At 61.4% G+C, this 22,716-nt stretch carries 22 protein-coding genes and 1 pseudogene; 9 read left to right on the top strand and 14 right to left on the bottom strand.

The window, feature by feature from the left end:
• Window positions 1-73 precede the first annotated feature (73 nt).
• Window positions 74-1,393, top strand: a complete 1,320-nt coding sequence (locus tag ACODTD_RS10115; RefSeq protein ID WP_011335686.1) for an MFS transporter — start codon at window positions 74-76, stop codon at window positions 1,391-1,393.
• 63 nt (window positions 1,394-1,456) lie between these two features.
• On the opposite strand, the gene ACODTD_RS10120 is transcribed toward ACODTD_RS10115, so the two are convergent.
• Entirely contained in the window at window positions 1,457-2,215 is a 759-nt protein-coding gene (locus ACODTD_RS10120) for a COG4705 family protein (protein WP_201816310.1), read from the bottom strand.
• A 348-nt stretch (window positions 2,216-2,563) separates the two neighbouring features.
• Between ACODTD_RS10120 and ACODTD_RS10125 the strand changes: the two genes are divergently transcribed.
• Together ACODTD_RS10125 and ACODTD_RS10130 are read left to right on the top strand one after the other, a co-directional pair.
• Complete coding sequence (locus ACODTD_RS10125; RefSeq protein ID WP_011335688.1) at window positions 2,564-2,881, top strand: hypothetical protein; 318 nt, start codon at window positions 2,564-2,566, stop codon at window positions 2,879-2,881.
• A 124-nt stretch (window positions 2,882-3,005) separates the two neighbouring features.
• A pseudogene (locus ACODTD_RS10130) lies at window positions 3,006-3,623 on the top strand (flavin reductase family protein); the annotation flags it as partial.
• A 17-nt stretch (window positions 3,624-3,640) separates the two neighbouring features.
• Here ACODTD_RS10130 and ACODTD_RS10135 read toward each other — a convergent pair.
• Together ACODTD_RS10135 and ACODTD_RS10140 are read right to left on the bottom strand one after the other, a co-directional pair.
• Window positions 3,641-3,883 carry a hypothetical protein gene (locus tag ACODTD_RS10135; protein WP_007960172.1) on the bottom strand — a complete coding sequence of 81 codons (243 nt, stop codon included), beginning with the start codon at window positions 3,881-3,883 and terminating at the stop codon, window positions 3,641-3,643.
• Between the two features lie 43 nt (window positions 3,884-3,926).
• Window positions 3,927-4,280: a putative quinol monooxygenase gene (locus tag ACODTD_RS10140; RefSeq protein ID WP_201816313.1), complete on the bottom strand. Its 354-nt coding sequence runs from the start codon at window positions 4,278-4,280 to the stop codon at window positions 3,927-3,929.
• 335 nt (window positions 4,281-4,615) lie between these two features.
• Here ACODTD_RS10140 and ACODTD_RS10145 point away from each other — a divergent pair, with 335 nt between their 5' ends.
• Window positions 4,616-5,545, top strand: a complete 930-nt coding sequence (locus ACODTD_RS10145) for an AraC family transcriptional regulator (protein ID WP_011335691.1) — start codon at window positions 4,616-4,618, stop codon at window positions 5,543-5,545.
• Here the strand turns inward: ACODTD_RS10145 and ACODTD_RS10150 are convergent, their stop codons facing one another.
• The 6 genes from ACODTD_RS10150 to ACODTD_RS10175 form a co-directional block, all read right to left on the bottom strand.
• Window positions 5,546-6,601 (bottom strand): ABC transporter ATP-binding protein, encoded by a 1,056-nt coding sequence (locus tag ACODTD_RS10150; RefSeq protein ID WP_011335692.1) that lies wholly within the window; start codon window positions 6,599-6,601, stop codon window positions 5,546-5,548. It abuts the gene before it with no gap.
• Between the two features lie 16 nt (window positions 6,602-6,617).
• Window positions 6,618-7,466 carry an ABC transporter permease gene (locus ACODTD_RS10155; protein ID WP_007960165.1) on the bottom strand — a complete coding sequence of 283 codons (849 nt, stop codon included), beginning with the start codon at window positions 7,464-7,466 and terminating at the stop codon, window positions 6,618-6,620.
• Window positions 7,463-8,371, bottom strand: coding sequence for an ABC transporter permease (locus ACODTD_RS10160; protein ID WP_201816315.1), 909 nt, complete (start codon window positions 8,369-8,371; stop codon window positions 7,463-7,465). Before ACODTD_RS10160 ends, ACODTD_RS10155 begins: the two co-directional genes overlap by 4 nt.
• 71 nt (window positions 8,372-8,442) lie before the next feature.
• Window positions 8,443-9,546, bottom strand: a complete 1,104-nt coding sequence (locus tag ACODTD_RS10165; RefSeq protein ID WP_011335694.1) for an ABC transporter substrate-binding protein — start codon at window positions 9,544-9,546, stop codon at window positions 8,443-8,445.
• A gap of 216 nt (window positions 9,547-9,762) precedes the next feature.
• On the bottom strand, window positions 9,763-11,211 hold the full coding sequence (locus ACODTD_RS10170; protein WP_201816318.1) for an aldehyde dehydrogenase family protein: 1,449 nt from the start codon (window positions 11,209-11,211) through the stop codon (window positions 9,763-9,765).
• Window positions 11,211-12,848 (bottom strand): 5-guanidino-2-oxopentanoate decarboxylase, encoded by a 1,638-nt coding sequence (locus ACODTD_RS10175; RefSeq protein WP_201816320.1) that lies wholly within the window; start codon window positions 12,846-12,848, stop codon window positions 11,211-11,213. The genes ACODTD_RS10170 and ACODTD_RS10175 overlap by 1 nt, the downstream gene beginning before the upstream one ends.
• Window positions 12,849-12,987: 139 nt before the next feature.
• Here ACODTD_RS10175 and ACODTD_RS10180 point away from each other — a divergent pair, with 139 nt between their 5' ends.
• Window positions 12,988-13,866 (top strand): LysR substrate-binding domain-containing protein, encoded by an 879-nt coding sequence (locus ACODTD_RS10180; RefSeq protein WP_201816323.1) that lies wholly within the window; start codon window positions 12,988-12,990, stop codon window positions 13,864-13,866.
• Between the two features lie 227 nt (window positions 13,867-14,093).
• Here ACODTD_RS10180 and ACODTD_RS10185 read toward each other — a convergent pair whose 3' ends face one another.
• Window positions 14,094-14,708, bottom strand: coding sequence for an NAD(P)-dependent oxidoreductase (locus ACODTD_RS10185; protein ID WP_285354186.1), 615 nt, complete (start codon window positions 14,706-14,708; stop codon window positions 14,094-14,096).
• 46 nt (window positions 14,709-14,754) lie between these two features.
• Window positions 14,755-15,633, bottom strand: coding sequence for an MBL fold metallo-hydrolase (locus tag ACODTD_RS10190; RefSeq protein ID WP_201816325.1), 879 nt, complete (start codon window positions 15,631-15,633; stop codon window positions 14,755-14,757).
• A gap of 115 nt (window positions 15,634-15,748) precedes the next feature.
• Here ACODTD_RS10190 and ACODTD_RS10195 point away from each other — a divergent pair, with 115 nt between their 5' ends.
• Window positions 15,749-16,654 (top strand): LysR family transcriptional regulator, encoded by a 906-nt coding sequence (locus ACODTD_RS10195; RefSeq protein WP_201816327.1) that lies wholly within the window; start codon window positions 15,749-15,751, stop codon window positions 16,652-16,654.
• Between the two features lie 86 nt (window positions 16,655-16,740).
• Entirely contained in the window at window positions 16,741-16,917 is a 177-nt protein-coding gene (locus ACODTD_RS10200; RefSeq protein WP_007953274.1) for a hypothetical protein, read from the top strand.
• Window positions 16,918-16,926: 9 nt separating this feature from the next.
• On the opposite strand, the gene ACODTD_RS10205 is transcribed toward ACODTD_RS10200, so the two are convergent.
• Window positions 16,927-17,823 carry a helix-turn-helix domain-containing protein gene (locus tag ACODTD_RS10205; RefSeq protein WP_011335702.1) on the bottom strand — a complete coding sequence of 299 codons (897 nt, stop codon included), beginning with the start codon at window positions 17,821-17,823 and terminating at the stop codon, window positions 16,927-16,929.
• A 178-nt stretch (window positions 17,824-18,001) separates the two neighbouring features.
• Here ACODTD_RS10205 and pobA point away from each other — a divergent pair, with 178 nt between their 5' ends.
• Both pobA and ACODTD_RS10215 read left to right on the top strand, forming a co-directional pair.
• On the top strand, window positions 18,002-19,195 hold the full coding sequence (pobA, locus tag ACODTD_RS10210) for a 4-hydroxybenzoate 3-monooxygenase (RefSeq protein ID WP_221615299.1): 1,194 nt from the start codon (window positions 18,002-18,004) through the stop codon (window positions 19,193-19,195).
• 79 nt (window positions 19,196-19,274) lie between these two features.
• Window positions 19,275-20,792 (top strand): MDR family MFS transporter, encoded by a 1,518-nt coding sequence (locus ACODTD_RS10215; RefSeq protein WP_221615298.1) that lies wholly within the window; start codon window positions 19,275-19,277, stop codon window positions 20,790-20,792.
• A gap of 44 nt (window positions 20,793-20,836) precedes the next feature.
• On the opposite strand, the gene ACODTD_RS10220 is transcribed toward ACODTD_RS10215, so the two are convergent.
• The gene (locus ACODTD_RS10220) at window positions 20,837-21,685 is read right to left on the bottom strand and encodes a cache domain-containing protein (protein WP_011335705.1); all 849 of its coding nucleotides are present in this window, start codon (window positions 21,683-21,685) and stop codon (window positions 20,837-20,839) included.
• A gap of 124 nt (window positions 21,686-21,809) precedes the next feature.
• On the bottom strand, window positions 21,810-22,685 hold the full coding sequence (locus tag ACODTD_RS10225) for an ATPase (RefSeq protein ID WP_201816331.1): 876 nt from the start codon (window positions 22,683-22,685) through the stop codon (window positions 21,810-21,812).
• Window positions 22,686-22,716: the final 31 nt, after the last annotated feature.

A 22,716-nucleotide genomic window follows, 5' to 3' on the forward strand; every position in this document is an offset into this window, starting at 1 on the left:
CAGCTCCTGCTATAGCCCTCGCAGGCTGCGTTCCAACGCGCTCCACAAAAACAATTAAACGAAGGATCCTTCAATGGATAACTCCAACGCCCTGCCTCTTGGGTCGGCTGCCGTGCCGGCCAAAGAACGAACCACCGCCAGTCGCATCAAGTCGATCTTCAGCGGTTCCGTCGGCAACATGGTCGAGTGGTACGACTGGTACGTCTATGCCGCCTTCTCGCTGTATTTCGCCAAAGCCTTCTTCCCCAAAGGCGACACCACCGCCCAACTGCTCAACACCGCCGCGATCTTCGCCGTGGGCTTCCTGATGCGCCCGATCGGTGGCTGGCTGATGGGGCTGTACGCCGACAAGGTCGGACGCAAAAAAGCCCTGATGGCCTCGGTTTACCTGATGTGCTTCGGCTCGCTGATCATCGCCCTGAGCCCGGGCTATGAAACCATCGGTGTCGGCGCGCCGATCCTGCTGGTGTTCGCCCGCCTGCTGCAAGGCCTGTCGGTCGGTGGCGAATACGGCACCTCGGCGACCTACCTGTCGGAGATGGCGACCAAGGATCGTCGCGGCTTCTTCTCCAGCTTCCAGTACGTGACTTTGATTTCCGGCCAGCTCATCGCGCTGGGCGTGCTGATCGTGCTGCAACAGTTCCTGACCACCGAAGAGCTTTACGCGTGGGGCTGGCGTATTCCGTTCGCCATCGGTGCGCTGTGCGCAATCGTGGCGCTGTACCTGCGTCGTGGCATGGAAGAAACCGAGTCGTTCACCAAGAAAGAGAAGTCCAAGGAAAGCGCCATGCGCACCTTGCTTCGTCATCCGAAGGAACTGCTGACCGTGGTCGGCCTGACCATGGGCGGTACGCTGGCGTTCTACACCTACACCACCTACATGCAGAAATACCTGGTGAACACCGTCGGCATGAGCATCTCCGACTCCACCACCATTTCCGCCGCCACGCTGTTCCTGTTCATGTGCCTGCAACCGATCATCGGCGGCCTTTCCGATAAAATCGGGCGTCGCCCGATCCTGATCGCCTTCGGCGTGCTCGGGACGATCTTCACCGTGCCGATCCTGATGACCCTGCACACCATCCAGACCTGGTGGGGTGCGTTCTTCCTGATCATGGCGGCGCTGATCATCGTCAGCGGCTACACCTCGATCAACGCCGTGGTGAAAGCCGAGCTGTTCCCGACCGAAATCCGCGCCCTGGGCGTCGGCCTGCCGTACGCACTCACCGTGTCGATCTTCGGCGGCACCGCCGAATATATCGCACTGTGGTTCAAGAGCATCGGCATGGAAACCGGTTACTACTGGTACGTGACCGCGTGCATCGCGGTGTCCCTGCTGGTGTACATCACCATGAAAGACACGCAGAAACATTCTCGGATCGTCACTGACTGATCACAAAAAAACGCGCGAAGGTGCAAGACCTTCGCGCGTTTTCTTTCCTGTCCGATTTCCCGATCAGGACAACTCGGCAACGCCCTGTTTGCTGCCATAGCGCTTCTGCGCATACGACGCCCCGACGATCATCACCAGCAGAATCCCCGCCAGTACCGCCGACGAACCGATGGTGCCGAAGTCCAGACCGCCCTTCTCATGGGACTTGGTCATCAAGTCGCCCAGGGTTGCGCCAAACGGCCGGGTCAGCACGAACGCCACCCAGAACAGCGCCACCGACGAAATCTTCGTGAAGTACTTGAGCAGCACGACCACGCCAATCGCCGAACCGATCAACAGCGCGCCACCGGCAAAGCCCAGGCCGGAGTCGTCCGCCAGGTAATCGCCGAGCGCGGTGCCCAGGGTGTTGGAGAACAGAATCGCCATCCAGTAGAACATCTCGCCGCGAAAACTCTGCACCTTGGTGACGTTGAGCGAGTCGCCGCTCAGGCGCCATGCCGCGAAGATCGCCAGCAGGATCGCGATCAGAATCATGGAACCGGTGGCGTAACCCAGTTCCAGCGTGCGATCCATGAAGTCCGACATGGTGGTGCCGGCGGTGCTGGTCGACAGGATCACGATCCAGTACAGCAGCGGCTTGTAGGTCTTGGACATCAATTGCGTGATCAGGGTCAGGACAAACACGCTGATCAGGATCAGCGAGCTGATGGCGTAGCCGACGTTAAGGGTCATCGACAACAAATCCCCCGCGGTTTCCCCCAGGGTCGTCGCGCAGATTTTCATGACCCAGAAGGCCAGGGTGATTTGAGGCAGTTTATTCATCGCGGGCAACGCTCCAGTGTGTGACGGCCGGTTTTTGGCTTTATGGCCGTGGGCAGACTGGCGTTGCTCGGGTGAAAAACCGGTCGGGAATCCATGAAAAATCTGTCACGCACGCAAAAAACGGCGATTAATCACCGGTTAATGCCCCTGCCGCATCCTGCACCTACCTGATCGATTACCTGCGCGACGCTCGCTCCGACGACGAAAGCGAATTGAATGCGTCGCCCTTAATATCAAGTTAATCGATTGTTTTTAGCATTATTTTGCGCTTTTTAATCAATTTAGTTGGCGTAGCATGAACCCCATGCGAAACACATCGCCAACGAATTCCGAATCTGGAGAACGACCATGAAAACCAAACTGATCCTCGCCCTGACCCTGTCCGTACTGGCCGCCAACACCTTTGCCGCCGACGGTTCGGACAAAACCAAATCCGCCGACTTCATTTCCGGCGCCAGCGCTGCCATCGAAACCAGCCACACCGGCACCTACGCTGCCGACGGCTTCGACAAGACCAACGTCGGCAAAGCCGTTGCCGCTGACGGTTTCGATAAAACCGGCACTGCCAACGCCATCGCTGCTGACGGTTTCGATAAGACCGGTACCGCCAACGCCATCGCCGCTGACGGCTTTGATAAAACCGGAACTGCCGAAGCCATCGGCTGATCATCAAATACACACACCACAGCCCGGCTTCGGCCGGGCTTAGTCATGTCTGGAGGGCTGGAAATCAGCCGCCCGTCCTTGCACTATGGCCGCTCTCTGACAGCCGTTTCCAGGAACACCCGCCATGCCCGATGACATCCATTTCTACGAACCGGCCAACGGCCACGGCCTGCCGCACGATCCGTTCAACGCCATCGTCGGCCCGCGTCCCATCGGCTGGATTTCTTCGCAGGATGCCGAGGGCCGGCTGAACCTGGCGCCCTACAGCTTTTTCAACGCGTTCAACTACATTCCGCCGATCATCGGGTTCTCCAGCGTCGGTCGCAAAGACAGCCTGAACAACATCGAGCAGACCGGCGAATTCGTCTGGAACCTCGCCACCCGCCCGCTGGCCGAGCAGATGAACCAGAGCTGCGCGATGGTCGGGCCGGAGGTCAACGAGTTCGAACTGGCGGGGCTGACGCCGGTGGCGTCGAAAGTGATTGCCGTGCCGCGCGTGGCCGAAAGCCCGGTGTCCTTCGAATGCAAGGTCACCCAGATCATTCAGTTGCAGCGCGCCGACGGCGAGACCGTGCCGAGCTGGCTGGTGCTCGGCGAAGTGGTTGCCGTGCACATTGCCAAATGGCTGTTGAAGGACGGGATCTACGACACCGCCGCCGCCGAACCGATACTGCGGGGCGGCGGGCCGGCGGACTACTTCCAGCTGGGGCCGGAGGCGTTGTTCAAGATGTGGCGCCCGGGGGGCGACGAAGTAAGCGCTTACCAGATCAGCTCGGCGTCGTCGGTGACGCCCTTGAGCTTGTCCAGCTCATTGATCGCGGCTTCATCGGCGGCGATGGCGCCGGGAAAAACCTGATCGTTCAGCAGTTTGTGAAAGCGCGGTGCGCCGCCGTCGACCAGGGCCTTGACGGCAATCGCCGCGTGATAACCCTTGTTGCCGCCCAACTCGACGGGGACGACAGCGGAAACCGCTTCGAAGTGTTCGAACTCTTTACGTGCCATATCGCAGGTCCTGGCTCAGTCAGATAAGCCGGACATTAAACATTCAACCGGCGAGTTTGTGTATCGGCGCAGTGCATTGCCCTACGGCCTGTGCAGCCGAGACTTCCTTGAACGTGTGGAAATCCAGGCTGTTGACCACCAGGTCCTGCACCAGCTCGGCAAAGATTTCCATCGACGGGCTGCTGAAATAAGCGGTCATCGAGTGCTGGTTGCTCCAGAAACCGGAGACCAGCCACAACTCCGGATCACACTGCGAATGCTGCAAGGCGAAGCTCAGGCAACCGGGGGCGGCGCGGGATGGCTCGATCAGGGCGCTCAAGCGCATGCCGAGTTCCGCCGAGCGTCCGGCACGCGCTCGAACGAAGGCCATATGACTGACGGGAATCTGCTTGGACATGTTCAACCCTCCCAGGAAGTTGCGTGGCAGCCGGGGACGTGCTGCGACAGGATCCAAGGTTAAGGGCCGGGCACGGCTCGCCGTTAGTCGATTCCTGCCGTCGCGTTGCACAATCCTGCGAGACTGTCTTGCAGACCTGTAACAAGTCGTGAATTGCTGTCACCGTCCTGTCACACCGGTTTCGGGCAACTCTGCCGACCTGCGTCCTGCTATGGCTGGACGAGCCAACAAACCCATGCAGGATCAGGCAAGCATTTGACAGGATGTGTCTACCGCTCGCGCTTGCACAAACTTATGCTCTGCTCCCATTCCATCCCTTGCCGAGGAGGCTGTGCATGACGTCATTCGATCGTTTTCAGGGGCCCCCCGATGCCGACATGGAAAAGCAGCGCGCGGAACTGGCGGCCATCATTCGCCGCAACACGTCCGAAGATGGCAGTTATGCCACTGCCGTCGGCTCGCTGTTCATGTCGCGCCACACCCAGTCCCATGATTTCGCCCCGGTGCTCGCGCAACCGGCGCTGTGCATCATGGCCCAGGGTCGCAAAGAGGTACGGCTGGCGGACGAATTCTTCAATTACGATCCGCTGAATTACCTGGTGGTGTCGGTTTCGATGCCGTTGAGCGGTCGGGTGGTGAATGTCTCGCCCGAAGAGCCGATCCTCGCCGTACGCCTGGACATTGATCCTGCGGAAATCACCGCGCTGATCGCCGACGCCGGCCCGATGGGCGTACCGACCCGGCCGACCGGACGTGGTCTGTATGTCGAGAAAATCGACAGTGCGATGCTCGATGCGGTGCTGCGTCTGGCCCGCCTGCTCGACGCACCGAAAGACATCGCCATGCTTGCGCCGCTGATCCGTCGGGAGATTCTCTATCGTCTGCTGCGCAGTCCTCAGGGCCATCGGCTGTACGAAATCGCCATCGCCAACAGCCAGAGCCACCGCATCAGCCAGGCGATCAAATGGCTCAACGGCAACTTCGAGCAACCGCTGCGTATTGATGACCTGGCGAAGGAAGTGAACCTCAGCGTCTCGACCTTGCATCACCGCTTCAAGGCGATGACGGCGATGAGCCCGTTGCAGTATCAGAAGCAGCTGCGCCTGCAAGAGGCGCGGCGGTTGATGCTGGCTGAGGGGCTGGAGGCTTCGGCGGCGGGGTATCGGGTGGGGTATGAAAGTCCGTCGCAGTTCAGTCGCGAGTACAGCCGGTTGTTTGGCGCGCCGCCGTTGCGGGATCTGGCGCGCCTGCGATTGAGTGTCTGATCAGGCGCCGAGTACCCGACACGCCTCACTCGGCAATGTCACCGACACCGGATGCCCGATCCCCAGCCCGAAGCCCTGACACGGCGTGCTCAGCGCCGTGAAGGTCACGCCGGAACACTCCACCGTAGTCTCGATCGTCGCGCCAATATCCCGCACGAACGTCACCTTGCCCAGCAGACGATTGCCCGCCGTGGCCTGGGGCGGTGACAGTTGCAGGTCTTCGGGGCGGATCAGCATTTTCACCTTCTGCCCGACCACGATGCTGCTGCAGATCGGCACTTGCAGGGCATCGCCGCCCGGCAGCACAACCTTGCCATCGCCCAGCGCGGTGGCCGGAAAAATATTCCCCGAGCCGATAAAATCCGCGACGAATTCGTTGGCCGGATGCCGATAGATTTCAATCGGCGTCCCCACCTGCTGCACCCGATGCTCACCCAGCACCACCACGATATCGGCCATGGTCATGGCCTCGCGCTGATCGTGGGTCACCATGATGGTGGTGATGTTCAGGCGTTGTTGCAGCTGGCGGATTTCCACCTGCATCGACTCACGCAATTTGGCGTCCAGCGCCGACAGCGGTTCGTCGAGCAACAGGATTTTCGGATGCGAGGCAATCGCCCGGGCAATCGCCACCCGCTGACGCTGACCGCCGGACAGCTTGGCCACCGGGCGATCGATCATCGGTTGCAGCTGGATCAACTCAAGCAACTCCACCACCCGTGTCTGTTGATCAGACTTGCTCACACCGCGCAGTTTCAGCGGATAGGCGATGTTCTCGCCCACGGTCATGTGCGGGAACAATGCCAGCGACTGGAACACCATGCCGAAGTTGCGCAGGTGCGCCGGGGTGTGGCCGATGTCCTCGCCGTCCAGGCGGATCTCGCCGCCAGTGAGAGTTTCCAGCCCGGCGATCATGCGCAGCAACGTGGTTTTGCCGCAGCCCGACGGGCCAAGGAAACACACCAGTTTGCCCTCGGGCAAATGCAGATTGACGTCTTTTACCGCACAGGCCGAGCCGTAGTGTTTCTCGACGTTTTCCAGAATCAGACCAGACATAAATCACCTCAAGAAATCAAAACGAAACGCCACCCTCACCGACCAGCTTCTCCAGCGCCCAGATCAGGACGAAGTCGATCAGCACGATCAGCACGGCAAACGAGAACACGGTAGGGTCGAGCGATGACACGGTGCGGCTGTACATCCAGATCGGCACGGTCATGACGTCGATGGTGTAGAGAAAATAGGTCACGGTGAATTCGTTGAACGAGACGATGAACGCCAGCAGCATCCCCGCCAGAATCCCCGATTTCATCAGCGGCACCACCACGTCGACAATGGCCCGCAGCGGCGAAGCGCCGAGCATCTGCGCAGCCTCTTCGACTTCGCTGCCGATCGAAAGCATCGCAGCCGTGCAGTTCTTCACCACGAACGGCAGCGCCAGAATCACGTGGGCGATCACCAGCCGCGAGGTGGTCATGTGGAACGGCAGGCTGTCGAACACCAGCAGCAAGGCCAGCCCCAGCACCACCATCGGGAACACCAGCGGTAGCGACATCAATTGCAGCGCCACGCCCTTGCCACGGAACTCGCAGCGGGTCAGCGCGTAGGCGGCCGGCACCGCGATCAGCGTGGCGAAAATCATCGTCAGGCACGACACCAGCAAACTGGTGCCCATGGCCTGGCCGAGGCTCAGCACATCGCTGGCATCCGGCGAGACGAAGGTGTGCCACGCCGCCTTGTACCACTGCAGGCTGTAGCTGCTCGGCGGGAAGTCGAGGTTCGACGCGCCGCTGAACGACATCACGATCATGGTCAGGATCGGCAACACGGCCAGGAACAAAATGATCCCGGACAGGATGCCGGCGAACTTGCCGGTGTCGCCCGGCAACAGCGACTGACGCTTCTTGATCAGGGCACTCATTGCGAAGCCTCCAGCAGACGGCGACGGCGGCCGGTGATGTATTCGGACAAGGTCATGATGGCGAGCGTAGTGACGATCAGCACCACCCCGGCGGCGGACGCGGCAGGCCAGTTCATCAGCGGGGCGATCTGGTCATGCACCATCACCGCGAGCATCGGCACGCGCCGACCGCCGAGCAACAGCGGCACCACGAAGCTGCTGGCGTTGTAAGCGAACACCAGGGTCGCGCCGGTGATGATGCCTGGCAGACTCATCGGCAACACCACTTGGCGGAACACCTGAAAACGACTGGCGCCGAGGGTCGCGGCAGCTTCTTCGTAGCTGCGGGCGACACCGCGCATGGCGCTGGCAATCGGCAACACGGCGAGCGGAAACGCGGTCTGCACCAGGCCCATCAGCACGCCGTTCTGGTTGTACAGCAACATGATCGGGCGCTTGATCAGACCGAGGCCCATCAGGGTCTGGTTGAGCATGCCGCCGGGACCGAGGATCACCAGCCAGCCATAGCTTTGCAGCAGCAGGTTGACCAGCAGCGGCAACAACACCGCCGCCAGAAAAATTCGCCGCACGAATGGCGAGGTCAGGCGCGACATGGTGTACGCCACCGGGATCGCCAGCACCACCGCGACCACCGCGCTGATCAGCGCCAGACGCAAGGTCAGCAGCAACGATTTGAGGTAGTAGGGTTCAAGCAACTGCGCGTAACTGGCCAGGCTGAAACCGGACCACTCCGCGCCCTTGGTGCCGACGCTCATGCGCAGCACCAGCAGGCTGGCGGCAATCAGCACGCCGAGAAACAGCATCGACGGCGTGAGGAAAAACCACGCCCGCGCCGTCGGCGAAACACCGCGCGCCGGGCGCACGTCACCCGCGCCGACCGGTTGGGTCAGGGATTGATGTTCCATAGCAATGATCTCGTCAATGGAAAACGAATCTCCCGGGCACCCCGATCATGCGGTGCCCCGGAAGGTCGGCGTCAGGAAGAAAAGATTTCCGTGTAGCGACGAATCCACTGGTCATGCACGGTCGCCAGGAAGGCGTTGTCGTGCATGATCGCCTTCTCCGCGATCTGCTCCGGCGTGAGGATGAACGGGCTCTTGCGTGCTTCGGCGGAGATGATCGCCTTGGCGTTGACCGGACCGTTGAAGATGTCTTCGGCCATCTTGCCCTGCACCAGCGGGTCGAGGGAGTGATCGATGAAGGCGTAGGCCAGGTCGGTGTCGCCCGGACGGTTCTTCGGCATCACCGAGAGCATCAGGTCGGTGTAGAAACCTTCTTTCATGCCGAACGTGGCGCCCAGGCCATAGTTCGGGTCGCGGATCTGCTTGGGGAAAAACGCCGGGGCGTAGAGGCCGCCCATGTCCAGGGAGCCGGTGCGGAACAGCTCGGCGATCTGGTTGGGGTTTTCGCCCAGGGTCACCACGCGGTCTTTCAGCTCCGCGAGTTTCTTGAAGCCCGGCTCGATGTTGTGCTCGTCACCACCGGCCAGTTTGGCGGCAATGATGATCAGGTCCATCGCCTCGGTCCAGTTCGGCGGTGGCAGGAAAATGTTCGGTGCCAGATCGGCGTCCCACAGCGCGGCGTAACTGTCCGGCGCTTCCTTCTGAGTGCGGGTGCTGTAGACCAGACTGTTGCACCACAACAGGTAACCGATGCCGTGACCGTTGGCCCCGGTGCGGTATTTTTCCGGGACATCGATCAGGTTGGGAATGCGGTTGAGGTCGGGTTTTTCCAGCAGCCCGGCAGCGGCCAGACCTTCGGCGCCAACGCCAGCCAGAGTGATGATGTCGTACTGCGGACGATCACCGCCGGCCTTGAGTTTGGCGACCATTTCCGAGGTGCTGCCAGTGCGGTCGGCAATCACTTTGGCGCCAGTCTTGGCTTCGAACGTTGCCGCGATATTGCGCAGTGCGGCCAGGCCCGTGTCATCGGACCAGGTCAACAGGCGCAGGGTCTTGCCGGCAAAACGGGTGTCGCTGGCACTGGCCCGGATGAAGGGCATGCTCATGGCCGCCGCAGCCACCGAGGCCACGCCGACGGTTTTGATGAATTGACGCCTGTTCAGATCGTGCTCGCCCATTTAGGACTCCCATTATTTTTGTAAGTATGAGATTGACCGCAACCCTTGCCGTGCGTGATCGGAACCGCCCAACCCCCCGATTTCAAAGGGCTTGAACGTGATCAGCGGGTTCATCCTGAGGTCGTGCAAAACACCTGACTATCGATAAAAACTCATTGAAGCCATGACGCCGGCGCATGCCTCGTTGCGAGGCATGCGCTGACCTTTTTCGGGCATTCAGAGCGCGCGGATCACGTGCTTGATTTCCTGAAATGCCGCCAGACCCCACGGCCCCAATTCGCGGCCGATGCTGCTCTGTTTGTAGCCGCCCCACGCCGTCTGCGGGAAGATCACCTGAGGCGCGTTGAGCCACACCAACCCCGCCTGCAAGGCGTTGGCGACCCGATCCGCGGTCTCGGCATTGCGCGTGACCACGCTGGCGACCAGCCCGAACTGACTGTCGTTGGCCAGGGCAATCGCCTCGGCTTCCGTAGCAAAACTGCGCACGCAGATCACCGGGCCGAAAATCTCTTCACACCACAGCGCACTGTCGAGGGGCACTTCGGTGAAGATTGTCGGCTGCAAGAAATAGCCGCGCGGCAGATCGGCAGGACGGTTGCCGCCACAGATCAGCTTGGCCCCGGCACTGAGGCCACGGTCAATGTGGCCGAGTACGCGTTGGTACTGCGCCTGATTGACCAGCGCGCCCATCTCGACTTCAGGATCGAACGGATCGGCCACACGGATTTTTTCCGCGCGGGCCTTCAGACGAATCAGGAATTCATCGGCCAGTTCATCGGCGACCAGTACCCGGCTGGTGGCCGAGCACATCTGCCCGGCGTTGAAGAAACCACCACCGCAGGCCAGCTCCACCGCCAGATCCAGGTCGGCATCTTCCAGAATCAGCAGCGAGGATTTGCCGCCCAGTTCCAGGCTCACGCCCTTCACGGTTTCAGCGGCGCGCTGCATCACCTGCACACCGACGGCGTTGCTGCCGGTGAAGGAAACCTTGGCGATGCGCGGGTCCGCCGACAGCGGCGCACCGACCGCCAGACCGGTGCCACACACCAGGTTGAACACGCCTTTGGGCAGACCGGATTCGGCGATGATGGTCGCCAGTTCCAGCTCCGGCAGCGGCGTGACTTCAGACGGTTTGAGCACCACGCAGCAACCGGCGGCGAGAGCTGGCGCGAGTTTCCACGCGGTGGTGACCATCGGGAAATTCCACGGCACGATCAGCCCGACCACACCGCACGGCTCGCGGCGCAGACGTGCGCTGAAATCGTCGCTGGGCAGCGGCACGTTGCTGTCGAGTTTGGCGTCGAGGCCTTCGGCGAGTTCGGCGTAGTACTCGAACGTGGCGATCACGTCGTCGACATCGATGCCCGCCTCGAACTGCGGTTTGCCGTTGTTGCTCGACTGCAAGTTCATCAAATGTTCGCGGCCGTTGCGCACGCCATTGGCGATGTTGCGCAGGATCGCGCCGCGCTCGGCACCGGTGGTTTTCGACCAGCCCTTGAAGGCTTCGGTCGCCGCCGTTACCGCTTGATTGACGGCGCGTTCGTCACCGCCGTTGACCGTGGTCAACAGCGCTTCGGTGGCCGGATTGATGACGCGCAGGTGTTCGCGGCCGGCGGACCATTGGCCGTTGATGTACAGGCCGTCGAGTGTGGTCGGGAAATTCATCATTGGGCCACCGCCTTCATCCATTGGGTCTGGTCGATTTCAATCAGGGTCGGGCCCTGACGATCGGTGGCGGCGCGCAGTGCACCGCGCAGATGTTCAGCGGAGCTGATCGCTTGCGCCGCGCAACCCAGGGCCTTGGCCACGCCGATGAAGTCCGGGGTGTAGATGTCAACACCCACCGGCTCGATGGCACGGTTGACCATGTATTTCTTGATCTCTTCGTAACCCTGGTTATTCCACAGCAGGATGATCACCGGGGTGCGCGCTTCCACGGCGCTGGCCAGTTCCGGCAGGGTGAATTGCAGACCGCCGTCGCCGATCAGGCACACCACTGGCGGACGCGCGCCATGTTCCAGAGAGCCGCCGAGCCATGCGCCAATCGCCGCCGGCAAGGCGTAACCGAGGGTGCCGTAACCGGTGGACGAGTTGAACCAGCGGCGCGGACGCTCCGGGTTGAACGTCAGGTTGCCGGTGTACACCGGTTGCGTGGAGTCGCCGACGAACACTGCGTTCGGCAATTCGTGCAGCACGGTTTCGAGGAACCGGGTCTGGGCCAGGGTCGGCGCGTCCCAGGTCGCGGCCAGGTCTTCACGCAGACGGGCGGCGCGTACCTGGCCCCAATCGTTGCGGCGCTCGGCCAGCGGTTTGTGCGACAGCGCGCTGAGCAACGCTTGTGCGGCATTGCGCGAGTCGGCCACCAGCGCCACGTGAGGCGGGTAGTTGCGCACGGTCTGGTCGGGATCGATGTCCACACGCAGCAGCTTGCCGGGGATTTCGAAACCGCCGGCGAAGGTCACGTCGTAGTCGGTTTCCGCCAGCTCGGTGCCGATCGCCAGGATCACGTCGGCATCGGCCACCAGAGCACGGGTCGCCACCAGGCTCTGAGTCGAACCGATCAACAGCGGATGGCTGGACGGCAGCATGCCTTTGGCGTTGATGGTCAGAGCCATTGGTGCATCAAGCAGCTCAGCCAGTTCGGTGAGTTCGGCAGCGGCATCGATGGCACCGCCACCGGCGAGGATCAGCGGACGCCGGGCGCCGGCCAGCAGTTCGGTCATGCGGCTCACGGCGGCCGGCGCAGCACCGGCGCGGTCGATGTGGACCGGCACGCTGGTCAGCAGTTCGTCGGCTTCTTCGACCAGCACGTCCAGCGGGATTTCGATGTGCACCGGACGCGGACGCCCGGCCTGGAACAGCGCAAACGCACGGGCCAGCACACCCGGCAATTCGGACGCCGACATCAGGGTGTGGGAGAACGCCGCCACGCCGCCGACCAGTGCGCTCTGGTTCGGCAGTTCATGCAGCTTGCCGCGACCGCCGCCCAATTGGCTGCGCGACTGCACGCTGGAGATCACCAGCATCGGGATCGAATCGGCGTACGCCTGGCCCATGGCGGTGGTGATGTTGGTCATGCCCGGGCCGGTGATGATGAAGCACACACCCGGTTTGCCGCTGGTGCGGGCGTAGCCGTCGGCCATGAAGCCGGCGCCCTGTTCATGGCGCGGCGTGACGTGGTTGATGCTCGAACGGGCCAGCCCGCGATACAGCTCCACGGTATGCACCCCGGGAATGCCGAACACCTGCTCGACCCCATAATCTTCGAGTAACTTGACCAGTACTTCGCCACACGTCGCCATGTCTTTGCCCTTCTTGTTCGTTGAGGCACCGGGCTGTAAAGGAACCGGTGATTGGCCTCATTGAAACGGGCGACCCGTAGCCGCAACAATCGATAAAAGCTCATACTAGCCATGTCCTCACGTCATACCTTGGATCCACATGAAACGACTGCCTCCCCTGCCCGCTCTGCATACGTTTCTGATCACCGCGCAGTGCTGCAACTTCACCCGGGCCGCCGAGCAGTTGCACATCACCCAGGGCGCGGTGAGCCGGCAGATCGCCGGGCTTGAGGAACATCTGGGTTATGAGCTGTTCATTCGCCTGGCCCGGGGTTTGGAGCTGACGGCCGAAGGTCGCGAATGGCTGCCACGGGTGCAGCAGGTGTTCAGCCTGATCGGCGACTCGGTGGAGCAGATCGGCGCCAAACGCGAAACCCTGCAACTCAAGGCGCCGAGCTGCGTGATGCGCTGGTTGTTGCCACGCCTGCTGCAATGGCAGCGCGAGCGCCCGGACGTGCCGGTGAAACTCACCGCGTCGTTGCAACACGGGGTGGACTTTCATCGCGAGCAGTTCGACGCGGCGGTGATCTACGGCAGCGCGCCCCACGATTCGCCTGCGACCCTGCATCTGTTCGATGAACAACTGACGCCGGTCTGTTCGCCGACACTGCTCAACGGATGGCCGGCCCTGCATACACCGGCAGATCTGCAACAGCATCTGCTGCTGCACCCGACTCATACGGATGACGACTGGACGCTCTGGCTCAAAGCCGCCGAACTGCACTTGAGCAATATCGCCAGCGGTCAGCATTTCGAGACGCTGGATCAGGCGATGTCGATGGCGTCCCACGGGACGGGGGTGGCGATCGGCGACTGGTCACTGATCGGCGACGACTTGAACGCCGGGCGACTGGTGATGCCGTTCGATCTGAAGGTGAAGACGGGATTGGGCTATTACATCGTGGCGCCGGCGTCGGAGCCGTCGGCGAAATTGCAGGAATTGATGGGGTGGTTGGTGGAGCAGGCTCATACGCGGTGACGCCTTGCCCTCACCCTAACCCTCTCCCAGGGGGAGAGGGAACTGACCGAAGTGTCTTACGTAATACATCGACCTGAAAAATCTGGGCGATTATGGATTCAATACACCCCGTTCAAGTCGGCGGAGTTCACAAGCATCCCACGATCAGTCCCCTCTCCCTCCGGGAGAGGGTTAGGGTGAGGGGTAGTTCTCGGATCAGACACAAATCCCGAAAACCACCCAACCCCTCAATAACCGACAGTAAACCGCTGACGCGAATGCTTCGGCGTTTCCACTTCGTCGATCATCGCAATCGCGTAATCGGCAAAGGTGATCGAGCTCTGACCTTCGGCACTCACCAGCAAGTCATCCTTGCCCACGCGGAATTTACCGGTGCGCTCGCCTTCGACAAACAGCGCCGACGGCGACAGGAACGTCCAGTCCAGTTCCTTCTCCTGACGCAAGGCCTCAAGAAACGCCGCGCCAGCGCTGGCCTCTGCCTTGTACTCGGCCGGGAAGCCAGCGCTGTCGATCACGCGGGTGCCGTCCGGCAGCAACAGCGAGCCGGCACCGCCGACCACCAGCAGACGTTTCACCCCGGCCTGTTTCACCGGACCGATCAGCGCGCTGGCAGGCACCGTGGCGAAATGCGCAGCGCTGATGACCACATCGTGACCGGCGACGGCGTCTTGCAGCGCGGCTGCATTCAGCACGTCGACATTCTTACTGACCACACCGGCGCGGGCGCCGATCTTCGAGGTATCCCGGGCGATGGCGGTGACGCTGTGGCCGCGACGCAGGGCTTCTTCCAGCAGTTGGCTGCCGGCACGGCCGGTGGCACCAATGATTGCGATCTTGCTCATGACATTCTCCAGTTGGCTTGAGAGTGCTGCGTTTTTCAGAATCGGGTTACCACTTCATCTCGCCCTTGGCGACTTTCGCGCTGAGCTCCAGCGAGCTTTCTTCGCCCAGTGTCGGGTAGCGTTTTTTCATCGCGGCGATCAGCGCGGCAGAGTCCTTGGCCTTGGCCGTTTCGGCATCGAATGCCTTGATGTAGTCGGCAGTGAATTTCACCGCTGCCAGCGAACGGGCGCTGTCACCCAGGTAGTGACCCGGCACCACGGTTTTCGGTTTCAGGGTTTCGATCGAGTGCAGGGTTTGCAGCCAGTCGGCGTGGGATTGCGCGGTCTGGGTGTCGGCCATCCACACGTGAATGTTCTCGGCGACAACCACACCACCGACCACGGCTTTCAACGAAGGAATCCACACGAAGCTACGATTCGGTTGCTTGCCGTCCAGGCCGACCACCTGCAGTTTCTGCCCTTCAAGCATGAGGGTGTCGCCTTTGAGCACGCCCGGCACGATGGTTTTGGCCGGCACGTCGGCGCCCATTTTCGGACCCCAGAAAGCCAGTTTGCCGTCGACGGTTTGCTTGATGTGATCAACGGTCGGCTGCGAGGCCAGCACCTTGGCATTCGGGAAGGCCTTGGTCAGGGTGTCGAGACCGAAGTAGTAATCCGGGTCACCGTGGCTGATGTAGATGGTGGTCAGTTGCTTGCCGCTGGCGCGGATCTTTTCCACCACTTGCTCGGCCTGGGACTTGCCGAACTGGGCGTCCACCAGAATCGCGTCTTTCTCGCCGCTGACCAGCACCGAAGTCACCGGGAAGATCGCATGGGTGCCTGGGTTGTAGACATCGAGGGTCAGATTCGCGGCCGCTGCGTGGGCAGCAAAGCCGAGGGTGGCGGTGGCCAGTAAAACGCGCTTGAGGGTGGTGAAGCCGATCATGGGTTGCTCCGCTGTTCGTATGCCGTGCTTGGCGATGGGGACAAAGCTTAGTTGCCAGACTCGTTACAAAAAATGCGATGCTTGGACATAGTTTGTTTCTGAAAGCGGGCAAATCATGGATCGTCTCCAAGCAATGCGGGTATTCGTCACGGTAGTGGATCTGGGCAGCCAGTCGGCGGCGGCCGATCACCTGGACCTGTCACGGCCGGTGGTGTCGCGCTATCTGGCGGAACTGGAAGACTGGGTCGGCGCGCGCCTGATGCACCGCACCACGCGCAAGTTGAGCCTGACCGCCGCCGGCAACGAAATCCTGCCGCGCTGCCGGCAGATGCTGGAACTGTCCGGCGACATGCAGGCCGCTGTCAGCGAACCTGCCGATGCCCCGCGAGGATTGCTGCGAATCAGCGTCAGCACCTCGTTCGGTCAGGCGCAACTGGCCGATGCCATGGCGGCGTTTGTCAAAGCCTATCCGGGGGTGAACATCGACCTGCAAATGCTCGATCGCACCGTGAACCTGGTGGACGAGCGCATCGACCTGGCGATCCGCACCAGCAACGACCTCGACCCCAACCTGATCGCCCGGCGCCTGACGGTGTGCCGCTCGGTAGTCTGCGCCGCACCTGCCTATCTGCAGGAGCATCCGCAGCCGCAGCGGGTTGAAGATCTGAGCCGGCACAACTGCCTGACCCATTCCTATTTCGGCAAAAGCCTGTGGCATTTCGAGGAGGATGGCGAACCGGTCTCGGTGCCGGTGCAGGGCAACATCAGCGCCAACGAGGCCAGCACCCTGCTGCGCGCGACCCTGGCCGGCGCCGGCGTGGCGATGCTGCCGACCTATCTGGCCGGGGCACATATTCACAGCGGCGAACTGGTGCGCCTGCTGCCCCACGCCGAGCCCCGGCAGATGAGCATCTATGCCGTGTATGCCTCGCGCAAGCACATGCCGGCGGCGTTGCGCTGCATGCTGGACTTTCTGGTGCAGCGTTTTCCCGAAAACCCGCAGTGGGATATCGGACTGTAAAGCCGTTCACAGAGCCGCTGGCAACTCCACGGCGCTGACCTATGCTGAAAGTAGTACCCAAGGGTATTCGTTCAGAGGTCAACGCCATGAACACCAGAACAAGAAGATACCTCGCGATTTTCATCACCTGCGCGGCCACGCTGGCGCTGTACGGCACCGCGGCGTGGCGCGTGGAGCAGTTGCGGCAACTGCCCCGTGAGTACGCGAGCTGCAACTTCGAGCGCTGCATCCCTCACAACGCCACCCTCAACGCCCTGCGGTAACACAGGACGTCAGGCGTCGTCGTTCTGCTCGGCCTTCAAGCGGTCGCGGAACGCCTTTGGCGAGATCCCCACCCGACGCCGGAACAGGCGCGTGAAGTTGGTCGGATCGGAAAACCCCAACACCTCGGACATCTCGTAAATCGTCATGCTGGTGTAAGTCAGCAGACGCTTGGCTTCCAGCAATTGACGCTCGTGCATGATCTGCAACGCCGGCTGCCCCGCCAGTTCACGGCAGGTGCCGTTGAGGTGCGAGACGGAAATCCCCAGGCGATGGGCCAGGTCTTCGACCTTGACGTGCTGGCGGTAGGTCTCTTCCACCAGCTGAATGAATCCGTTGAGGTATTCGCGCTGGCGTTGCGGCCGTTGCGTGGCGTTGTGACGGCGGATCGCCTGACGGCTGACCCAGACCATGATCACGCTGACCAGCGAATGCATGAGCATTTCCCGCGCCGGTTGATGGCCGTTGTACTCGGCCTGCAACGCGGCAAACAGACTGTTGAGGTACTCCGCGTCCTTGCCCGCCGGATAACTCTCGGCCTGGGCCAGGGCCTGCACCGCGCTGCCCAGTTGCGCCTGCAAATGGTTGATCAATGGTGTAGCGAGGGTGACGACGAATCCTTCGACGTCCTCGGAAAAACGGAATCCATGCACCGATAACGGCGGCAGGATCTGGATCGCGGCTTCGTTCAGTTGCGTGCGTTGGCCTTCGATTTCAAGCTCTGCCTGACCTTTGAATACGAAGAGCAACTGGCACAAATCGGCGTGGCGGTGGGGTTTGATTTCCCAATGGTGTTCGCGGCTGCGTTTGGAAATGGTTTCACAGTGCAGCAAGTCAGGGGTCGGCCAGTCCAGGCTTTCACCGTAGAGCTTGAACACCGGAATCGAAGGCAGGTCAGGCTTGTTCATCACTTCAATCCAGGCCTCGAGGTTTGCGGGCGATAATCGCACCGATTGGCAGAATGTACAGGTATCGGCTCAGTTTTCACCTTCAATTGACAGACCCGCAAGGGAAAAATGCAAGCACTCGAATCCTGAAAATCATTCACCGGCGTTTGTCGCGTGAAGCTTGCGAGTCATAAAAACAATGAAAACGCTCAAAACCCAAGTCGCCATCATCGGCGCCGGTCCGTCCGGATTATTGCTCGGCCAACTGCTGCACAACGCCGGCATCGACACCCTGATTCTGGAGCGTCAGACACCTGACTATGTGCTCGGCCGAATCCGCGCCGGCGTGCTTGAACAGGGCATGGTAGAGCTGTTGCGCGAAGCTGGCGTGGGTCAGCGGATGGACGCCGAAGGTTTGGTGCACGGTGGATTCGAACTGGCCCTCGACGGGCGCCGGATCCACATTGATCTGGAAGCTCTGACCGATGGAAAAACCGTGGTGGTCTACGGCCAGACCGAGGTCACCCGCGACCTGATGGCCGCTCGTCGGGAGACCGGTGGGCAGACAATTTACGAAGCCCGCCATGTCGTTCCCTGTGACGTGAAAAGCGACGAAGCTTATGTGACCTTCGAAAAGGACGGCGAAACCTGGCGCGTCGATTGCGACTACATCGCCGGTTGCGACGGTTTCCACGGCGTGGCCCGGCAGTCGATTCCCGAGGACTGCCTGAAAGTCTTCGAACGGGTTTATCCGTTCGGCTGGCTGGGGATTCTCGCCGACACGCCGCCGATTCACGATGAACTGGTCTACGCCCGCCACGAGCGCGGCTTCGCCCTGTGCAGCATGCGGTCGGCGACTCGCACCCGTTATTACCTGCAAGTGCCGGCCGAAGAAAACGTCGACGACTGGTCGGATCAGCGTTTCTGGGATGAACTGCGCAATCGTCTGCCGGAGGATCTGGCGCATAAGCTGGTAACCGGTCCGTCGATTGAAAAGAGCATCGCGCCGCTGCGCAGTTTTGTGGTCGAACCGATGCAGTACGGACGGATGTTTCTGGTGGGCGACGCGGCGCATATCGTTCCGCCGACCGGGGCCAAGGGTTTGAACCTGGCAGCCAGCGACGTCAGCACGTTATTCAGGATTCTGCTGAAGGTCTACCGCGAAGGTCGCACTGAGTTGCTGGAGAAATACTCGCAGATCTGCCTGCGCCGGGTGTGGAAAGCCGAGCGGTTTTCATGGTGGATGACTTCGATGCTGCACCGCTTCGACGAGCACGATGATTTCAGTCAGCGGATCTGTGCTTCGGAACTGGACTACTTTGTCAGCTCGGAGGCCGGCCAAAAAACCATTGCAGAAAATTACGTCGGGCTTCCTTATGAGGCTATCGAATAGCTTCCTACCGACTTACACTGGCGAGCATCCCCGCTCGCCTGGCGATCTGCGGGACCCTCACTGCCCGCAGGTTTTGCCCGTGACCAATCTCAACCATCCCGAAACGCCCAAACCGGCCATTCGCAGCGTGCTGGTCGCGCTGATGATGGCGATCTTTCTCGGCGCGCTGGACCAGACCATCGTCGCCGTTTCCATGCCGGCCATCTCCGCCCAGTTCAAGGACGTCAGCCTGTTGGCATGGGTGATTTCCGGCTACATGGTGGCGATGACCGTGGCGGTGCCGATCTACGGCAAGCTCGGTGACCTGTACGGGCGGCGCAAACTGATGCTGTTCGGCATGGGCCTGTTCACCCTCGCCTCGCTGTTCTGCGGCATGGCCCAGAGCATGGAGCAACTGGTGCTGGCGCGGATTTTCCAGGGCATCGGCGCCGGCGGGATGATTTCGGTGAGCCAGGCGATCATCGGCGACATCGTGCCACCTCGCGAACGCGGGCGTTATCAGGGCTATTTCTCCAGCATGTACGCGGTGGCCAGTGTGGCCGGCCCGGTGCTCGGCGGTTACATGACCGAGTACCTGTCGTGGCGCTGGGTGTTTCTGATCAACCTGCCGCTGGGCCTTGGCGCTTACTGGGTGGCGCGACGCAATCTGATCGGCCTGCCGATTCCGCAGCGCAAACCAGTCATCGATTATCTCGGCACGCTGTTGATGATCATCGGCCTGACGGCACTGTTGCTGGCGATCACTCAGGTCGGCCAGGGCCATGCGTGGCGCAGCAGTGAAGTGCTCGGTCTGTTCGCTTGCGCGATGGCAGTGTTGGCGGTGTTCGTCTGGCATGAGCGACGTGCTCGGGAGCCGTTGCTGCCGATGCACTTGTTCACCAATCGCAGCGCGCTGCTGTGCTGGTGCACGATTTTCTTTTGCAGCTTCCAGGCGATTTCCCTGATCGTGCTGATGCCGCTGCGCTTTCAGAGCGTGACTGGCGCGGGGGCCGACAGCGCGGCATTGCACTTGCTGCCGTTGGCGATGGGTTTGCCGATCGGCGCGTATTTCGCCGGACGTCGTACTTCGATCACCGGGCGCTACAAACCGCAGATTCTGACCGGCGCGCTGCTGATGCCGGTCTCGATCCTCGGCATGGCCTTCAGCCCGCCCGATGCGACGCTGCTCAGCAGCCTGTTCATGTTGCTCAGCGGGATCGCCGGCGGCATGCAGTTCCCGACCTCGCTGGTCGGCACCCAAAACTCGGTCGAGCAAAAGGACATTGGCGTCGCCACCAGCACCACCAACCTGTTCCGCTCCCTGGGCGGCGCGGTGGGCGTAGCGTTGATGTCGGCGCTGTTGCTGGCGTTGTTGCAGGACTCCAGTTTCGCGCACCTGGCCGGCAGCTCGCTGATGAGCGAAGGGCATTCCGGCAACGTGTTGCTCGATGGCCTGAACGCGGCACCCGGCGATGCGCAGAATGCCTTGCGTGCCGAATTGCTGGTGACGTTCCGGCATTTGCTGATGGTCAGCGCGGCGGTTTCGCTGCTTGGGCTGGCGGCGGCGATCGCGATGCCGAACCGGTTGCTGCGGGGCCGTGAGCACGGCGCCCGCTGATTGATGCCGATGGCTCCCACGCGCTGCGTGGGAGCGCTCACGAATCAGGCACTGTAGTAACCGACCGCCACCAGCATGTTCCCGACCTTCTTCAGGTAGGCATGCTTGTCCTCGACCTTGCCGGTCACCGGGTTTTTCCAGCGGTACTCGTACTCGCCCTCATCCTGTTTGCCAATCAGCGCCAGAATCGGTTCGCCCACCGGTTTGCCTTCCGGGTCATCGACCTTGGCGAAATCGGTGTTGATCAACCGCAGATTGGTGCCGTGGGCGACGTAGCGCTTGTTGTCGAGATTGACCACGAACACATACAGGTCATCCTGCAAGTATCCGCCCTTGAGCGAGTTGATCGCGGACAGCGTGCCCTTCTCGTCTTTGGCCAGGTCGGTGGCCGCTTTGTCGAGCAACGCTTTCGCCTGTTCCGCCGACGCACGCGGCAAGTAATAACCTACCGCCAGAATCCGCTGACCGATGCGTTGATAGTAAACGTGCTTGCGCTCGACCTTGCCGTCGGACCAGTTCTGCCAGCGGTATTCGGCCTGCTGGATGCCGTTGCCTTCCGGCACTTTCAAGGCGTCCTTGAAGGACTTCTGCAAGTCCGGCCCGAGCACTTCGCTGACGTCGCGCCCGATCAATGCCGACGACGGCCCGCCGCTGGCGAGCATCACGCCCTTGGTGTCGACCACGAACACGTAACGGTCCTTGTCGACGAATTCGCCCTGGCGGCTGAACGCCGCGAACGCCTTGTCGCCGTTGTCGTGGTAATAGGCCAGAGCCTTTTCCAGCAAGGCGATGGCGGCCTTGCTGTCGTCTTTTTCCGTAATGGCCGCGTTGGCCTGACCGAAACTCAACAGCAGCACCGCGCCGAGCCAGGCCAGCTTGTGCACAAACCCCATGACGCATCCCTCGTTCTTGTTGGTGTTTCAAGAGCGTAGACGGCCTGAAGGCATGTATGGATATTCAGATGGCTTCTGAATGTTGCTGTGGCGAGGGTGTTGATTCCCTCGCCACACGAGAGGCTTACGGACGGGCGTTGAGTTGCTGTTGCAGGTTCTGGATCTGCGCTTGCAGAGTATTGATGTTGCGGGTCATCTGCCCACGGAACGCGTCGAATTCGGCGGTGTTGGTGCCACCCTGGGCAGCGGCCGGACGGTTGTCCTGTTCGCTCTTGAGTACAACGATTTCCTGTTCCAGACGATCAATCGCGGCGCTCGGGTTGCCTTGTTTCTTCAGGGCCGTGATGTCCGCGCCGAGACTCTTGAACTGCGCATCGAACCCCTTCACCTGTGCATCGAAGCTCTTGAGCTGGGCGTCGACCTTGCTGGTGTCGGCCGGCGTGCTTTTCAGCGTTGCCAGCTCGGCGCTCAGGGCTTTGACCTGGGCTTGCAACTGAGTGTTGGCGCTCTGCTGTTCGCTGGCCTGGGCGGTCATCTGCGCCAGACGCTTGTCCAGATCCGTCGCCTGCCCGGCCACGCCCTGCTGCTGTTTGCTCTGATCCTGAAGGGCGCTTTGCAGCTGTTTGATCTGCAGCTTCAGGGCTTCGCTGTCGGTGGTGACATTGGTCTGGCTGGCCACGACCTTGCCGGAAATGTCCTGCAAACGCCCCGCCGCTTCCTCACTGATGCGCGCGAAACTTTCCTGGGTCGCCACCAGTTGCTGCTCCATCAGTGAAATCTGCTGGAAGCTCCACCAGGCCAGACCAATGAATGCGAAGAACAATGCACCGACCAATGCCCACAACGGCCCGGTGCTGGCGGCCTTGACCTTGACCGCCGGCGGCGTGCGCGAATGCACGGTGGTCCGGGCGGTGGCTGGAAAATCGTCGTCATCGAGAGTATCGGCGCGCAGGCTCGGTACATCGTCGAAATCGTCGTGGGCATCGTTACGCATGGACATTGAGGCAACCTTTGTGAAACGCAGTGATGGC

The organism is Pseudomonas sp. FG35 (assembly GCF_057809295.1).

Coding starts and splice junctions, on each gene's coding strand:
- ACODTD_RS10115 (WP_011335686.1), top strand. CDS start 74: ATGGATAACTCCAACGCCCTGCCTCTTGGGTCGGCTGCCGTGCCGGCC.
- ACODTD_RS10120 (WP_201816310.1), bottom strand. CDS start 2,215: ATGAATAAACTGCCTCAAATCACCCTGGCCTTCTGGGTCATGAAAATC.
- ACODTD_RS10125 (WP_011335688.1), top strand. CDS start 2,564: ATGAAAACCAAACTGATCCTCGCCCTGACCCTGTCCGTACTGGCCGCC.
- ACODTD_RS10135 (WP_007960172.1), bottom strand. CDS start 3,883: ATGGCACGTAAAGAGTTCGAACACTTCGAAGCGGTTTCCGCTGTCGTC.
- ACODTD_RS10140 (WP_201816313.1), bottom strand. CDS start 4,280: ATGTCCAAGCAGATTCCCGTCAGTCATATGGCCTTCGTTCGAGCGCGT.
- ACODTD_RS10145 (WP_011335691.1), top strand. CDS start 4,616: ATGACGTCATTCGATCGTTTTCAGGGGCCCCCCGATGCCGACATGGAA.
- ACODTD_RS10150 (WP_011335692.1), bottom strand. CDS start 6,601: ATGTCTGGTCTGATTCTGGAAAACGTCGAGAAACACTACGGCTCGGCC.
- ACODTD_RS10155 (WP_007960165.1), bottom strand. CDS start 7,466: ATGAGTGCCCTGATCAAGAAGCGTCAGTCGCTGTTGCCGGGCGACACC.
- ACODTD_RS10160 (WP_201816315.1), bottom strand. CDS start 8,371: ATGGAACATCAATCCCTGACCCAACCGGTCGGCGCGGGTGACGTGCGC.
- ACODTD_RS10165 (WP_011335694.1), bottom strand. CDS start 9,546: ATGGGCGAGCACGATCTGAACAGGCGTCAATTCATCAAAACCGTCGGC.
- ACODTD_RS10170 (WP_201816318.1), bottom strand. CDS start 11,211: ATGAATTTCCCGACCACACTCGACGGCCTGTACATCAACGGCCAATGG.
- ACODTD_RS10175 (WP_201816320.1), bottom strand. CDS start 12,848: ATGGCGACGTGTGGCGAAGTACTGGTCAAGTTACTCGAAGATTATGGG.
- ACODTD_RS10180 (WP_201816323.1), top strand. CDS start 12,988: ATGAAACGACTGCCTCCCCTGCCCGCTCTGCATACGTTTCTGATCACC.
- ACODTD_RS10185 (WP_285354186.1), bottom strand. CDS start 14,708: ATGAGCAAGATCGCAATCATTGGTGCCACCGGCCGTGCCGGCAGCCAA.
- ACODTD_RS10190 (WP_201816325.1), bottom strand. CDS start 15,633: ATGATCGGCTTCACCACCCTCAAGCGCGTTTTACTGGCCACCGCCACC.
- ACODTD_RS10195 (WP_201816327.1), top strand. CDS start 15,749: ATGGATCGTCTCCAAGCAATGCGGGTATTCGTCACGGTAGTGGATCTG.
- ACODTD_RS10200 (WP_007953274.1), top strand. CDS start 16,741: ATGAACACCAGAACAAGAAGATACCTCGCGATTTTCATCACCTGCGCG.
- ACODTD_RS10205 (WP_011335702.1), bottom strand. CDS start 17,823: ATGAACAAGCCTGACCTGCCTTCGATTCCGGTGTTCAAGCTCTACGGT.
- pobA (WP_221615299.1), top strand. CDS start 18,002: ATGAAAACGCTCAAAACCCAAGTCGCCATCATCGGCGCCGGTCCGTCC.
- ACODTD_RS10220 (WP_011335705.1), bottom strand. CDS start 21,685: ATGGGGTTTGTGCACAAGCTGGCCTGGCTCGGCGCGGTGCTGCTGTTG.
- ACODTD_RS10225 (WP_201816331.1), bottom strand. CDS start 22,685: ATGTCCATGCGTAACGATGCCCACGACGATTTCGACGATGTACCGAGC.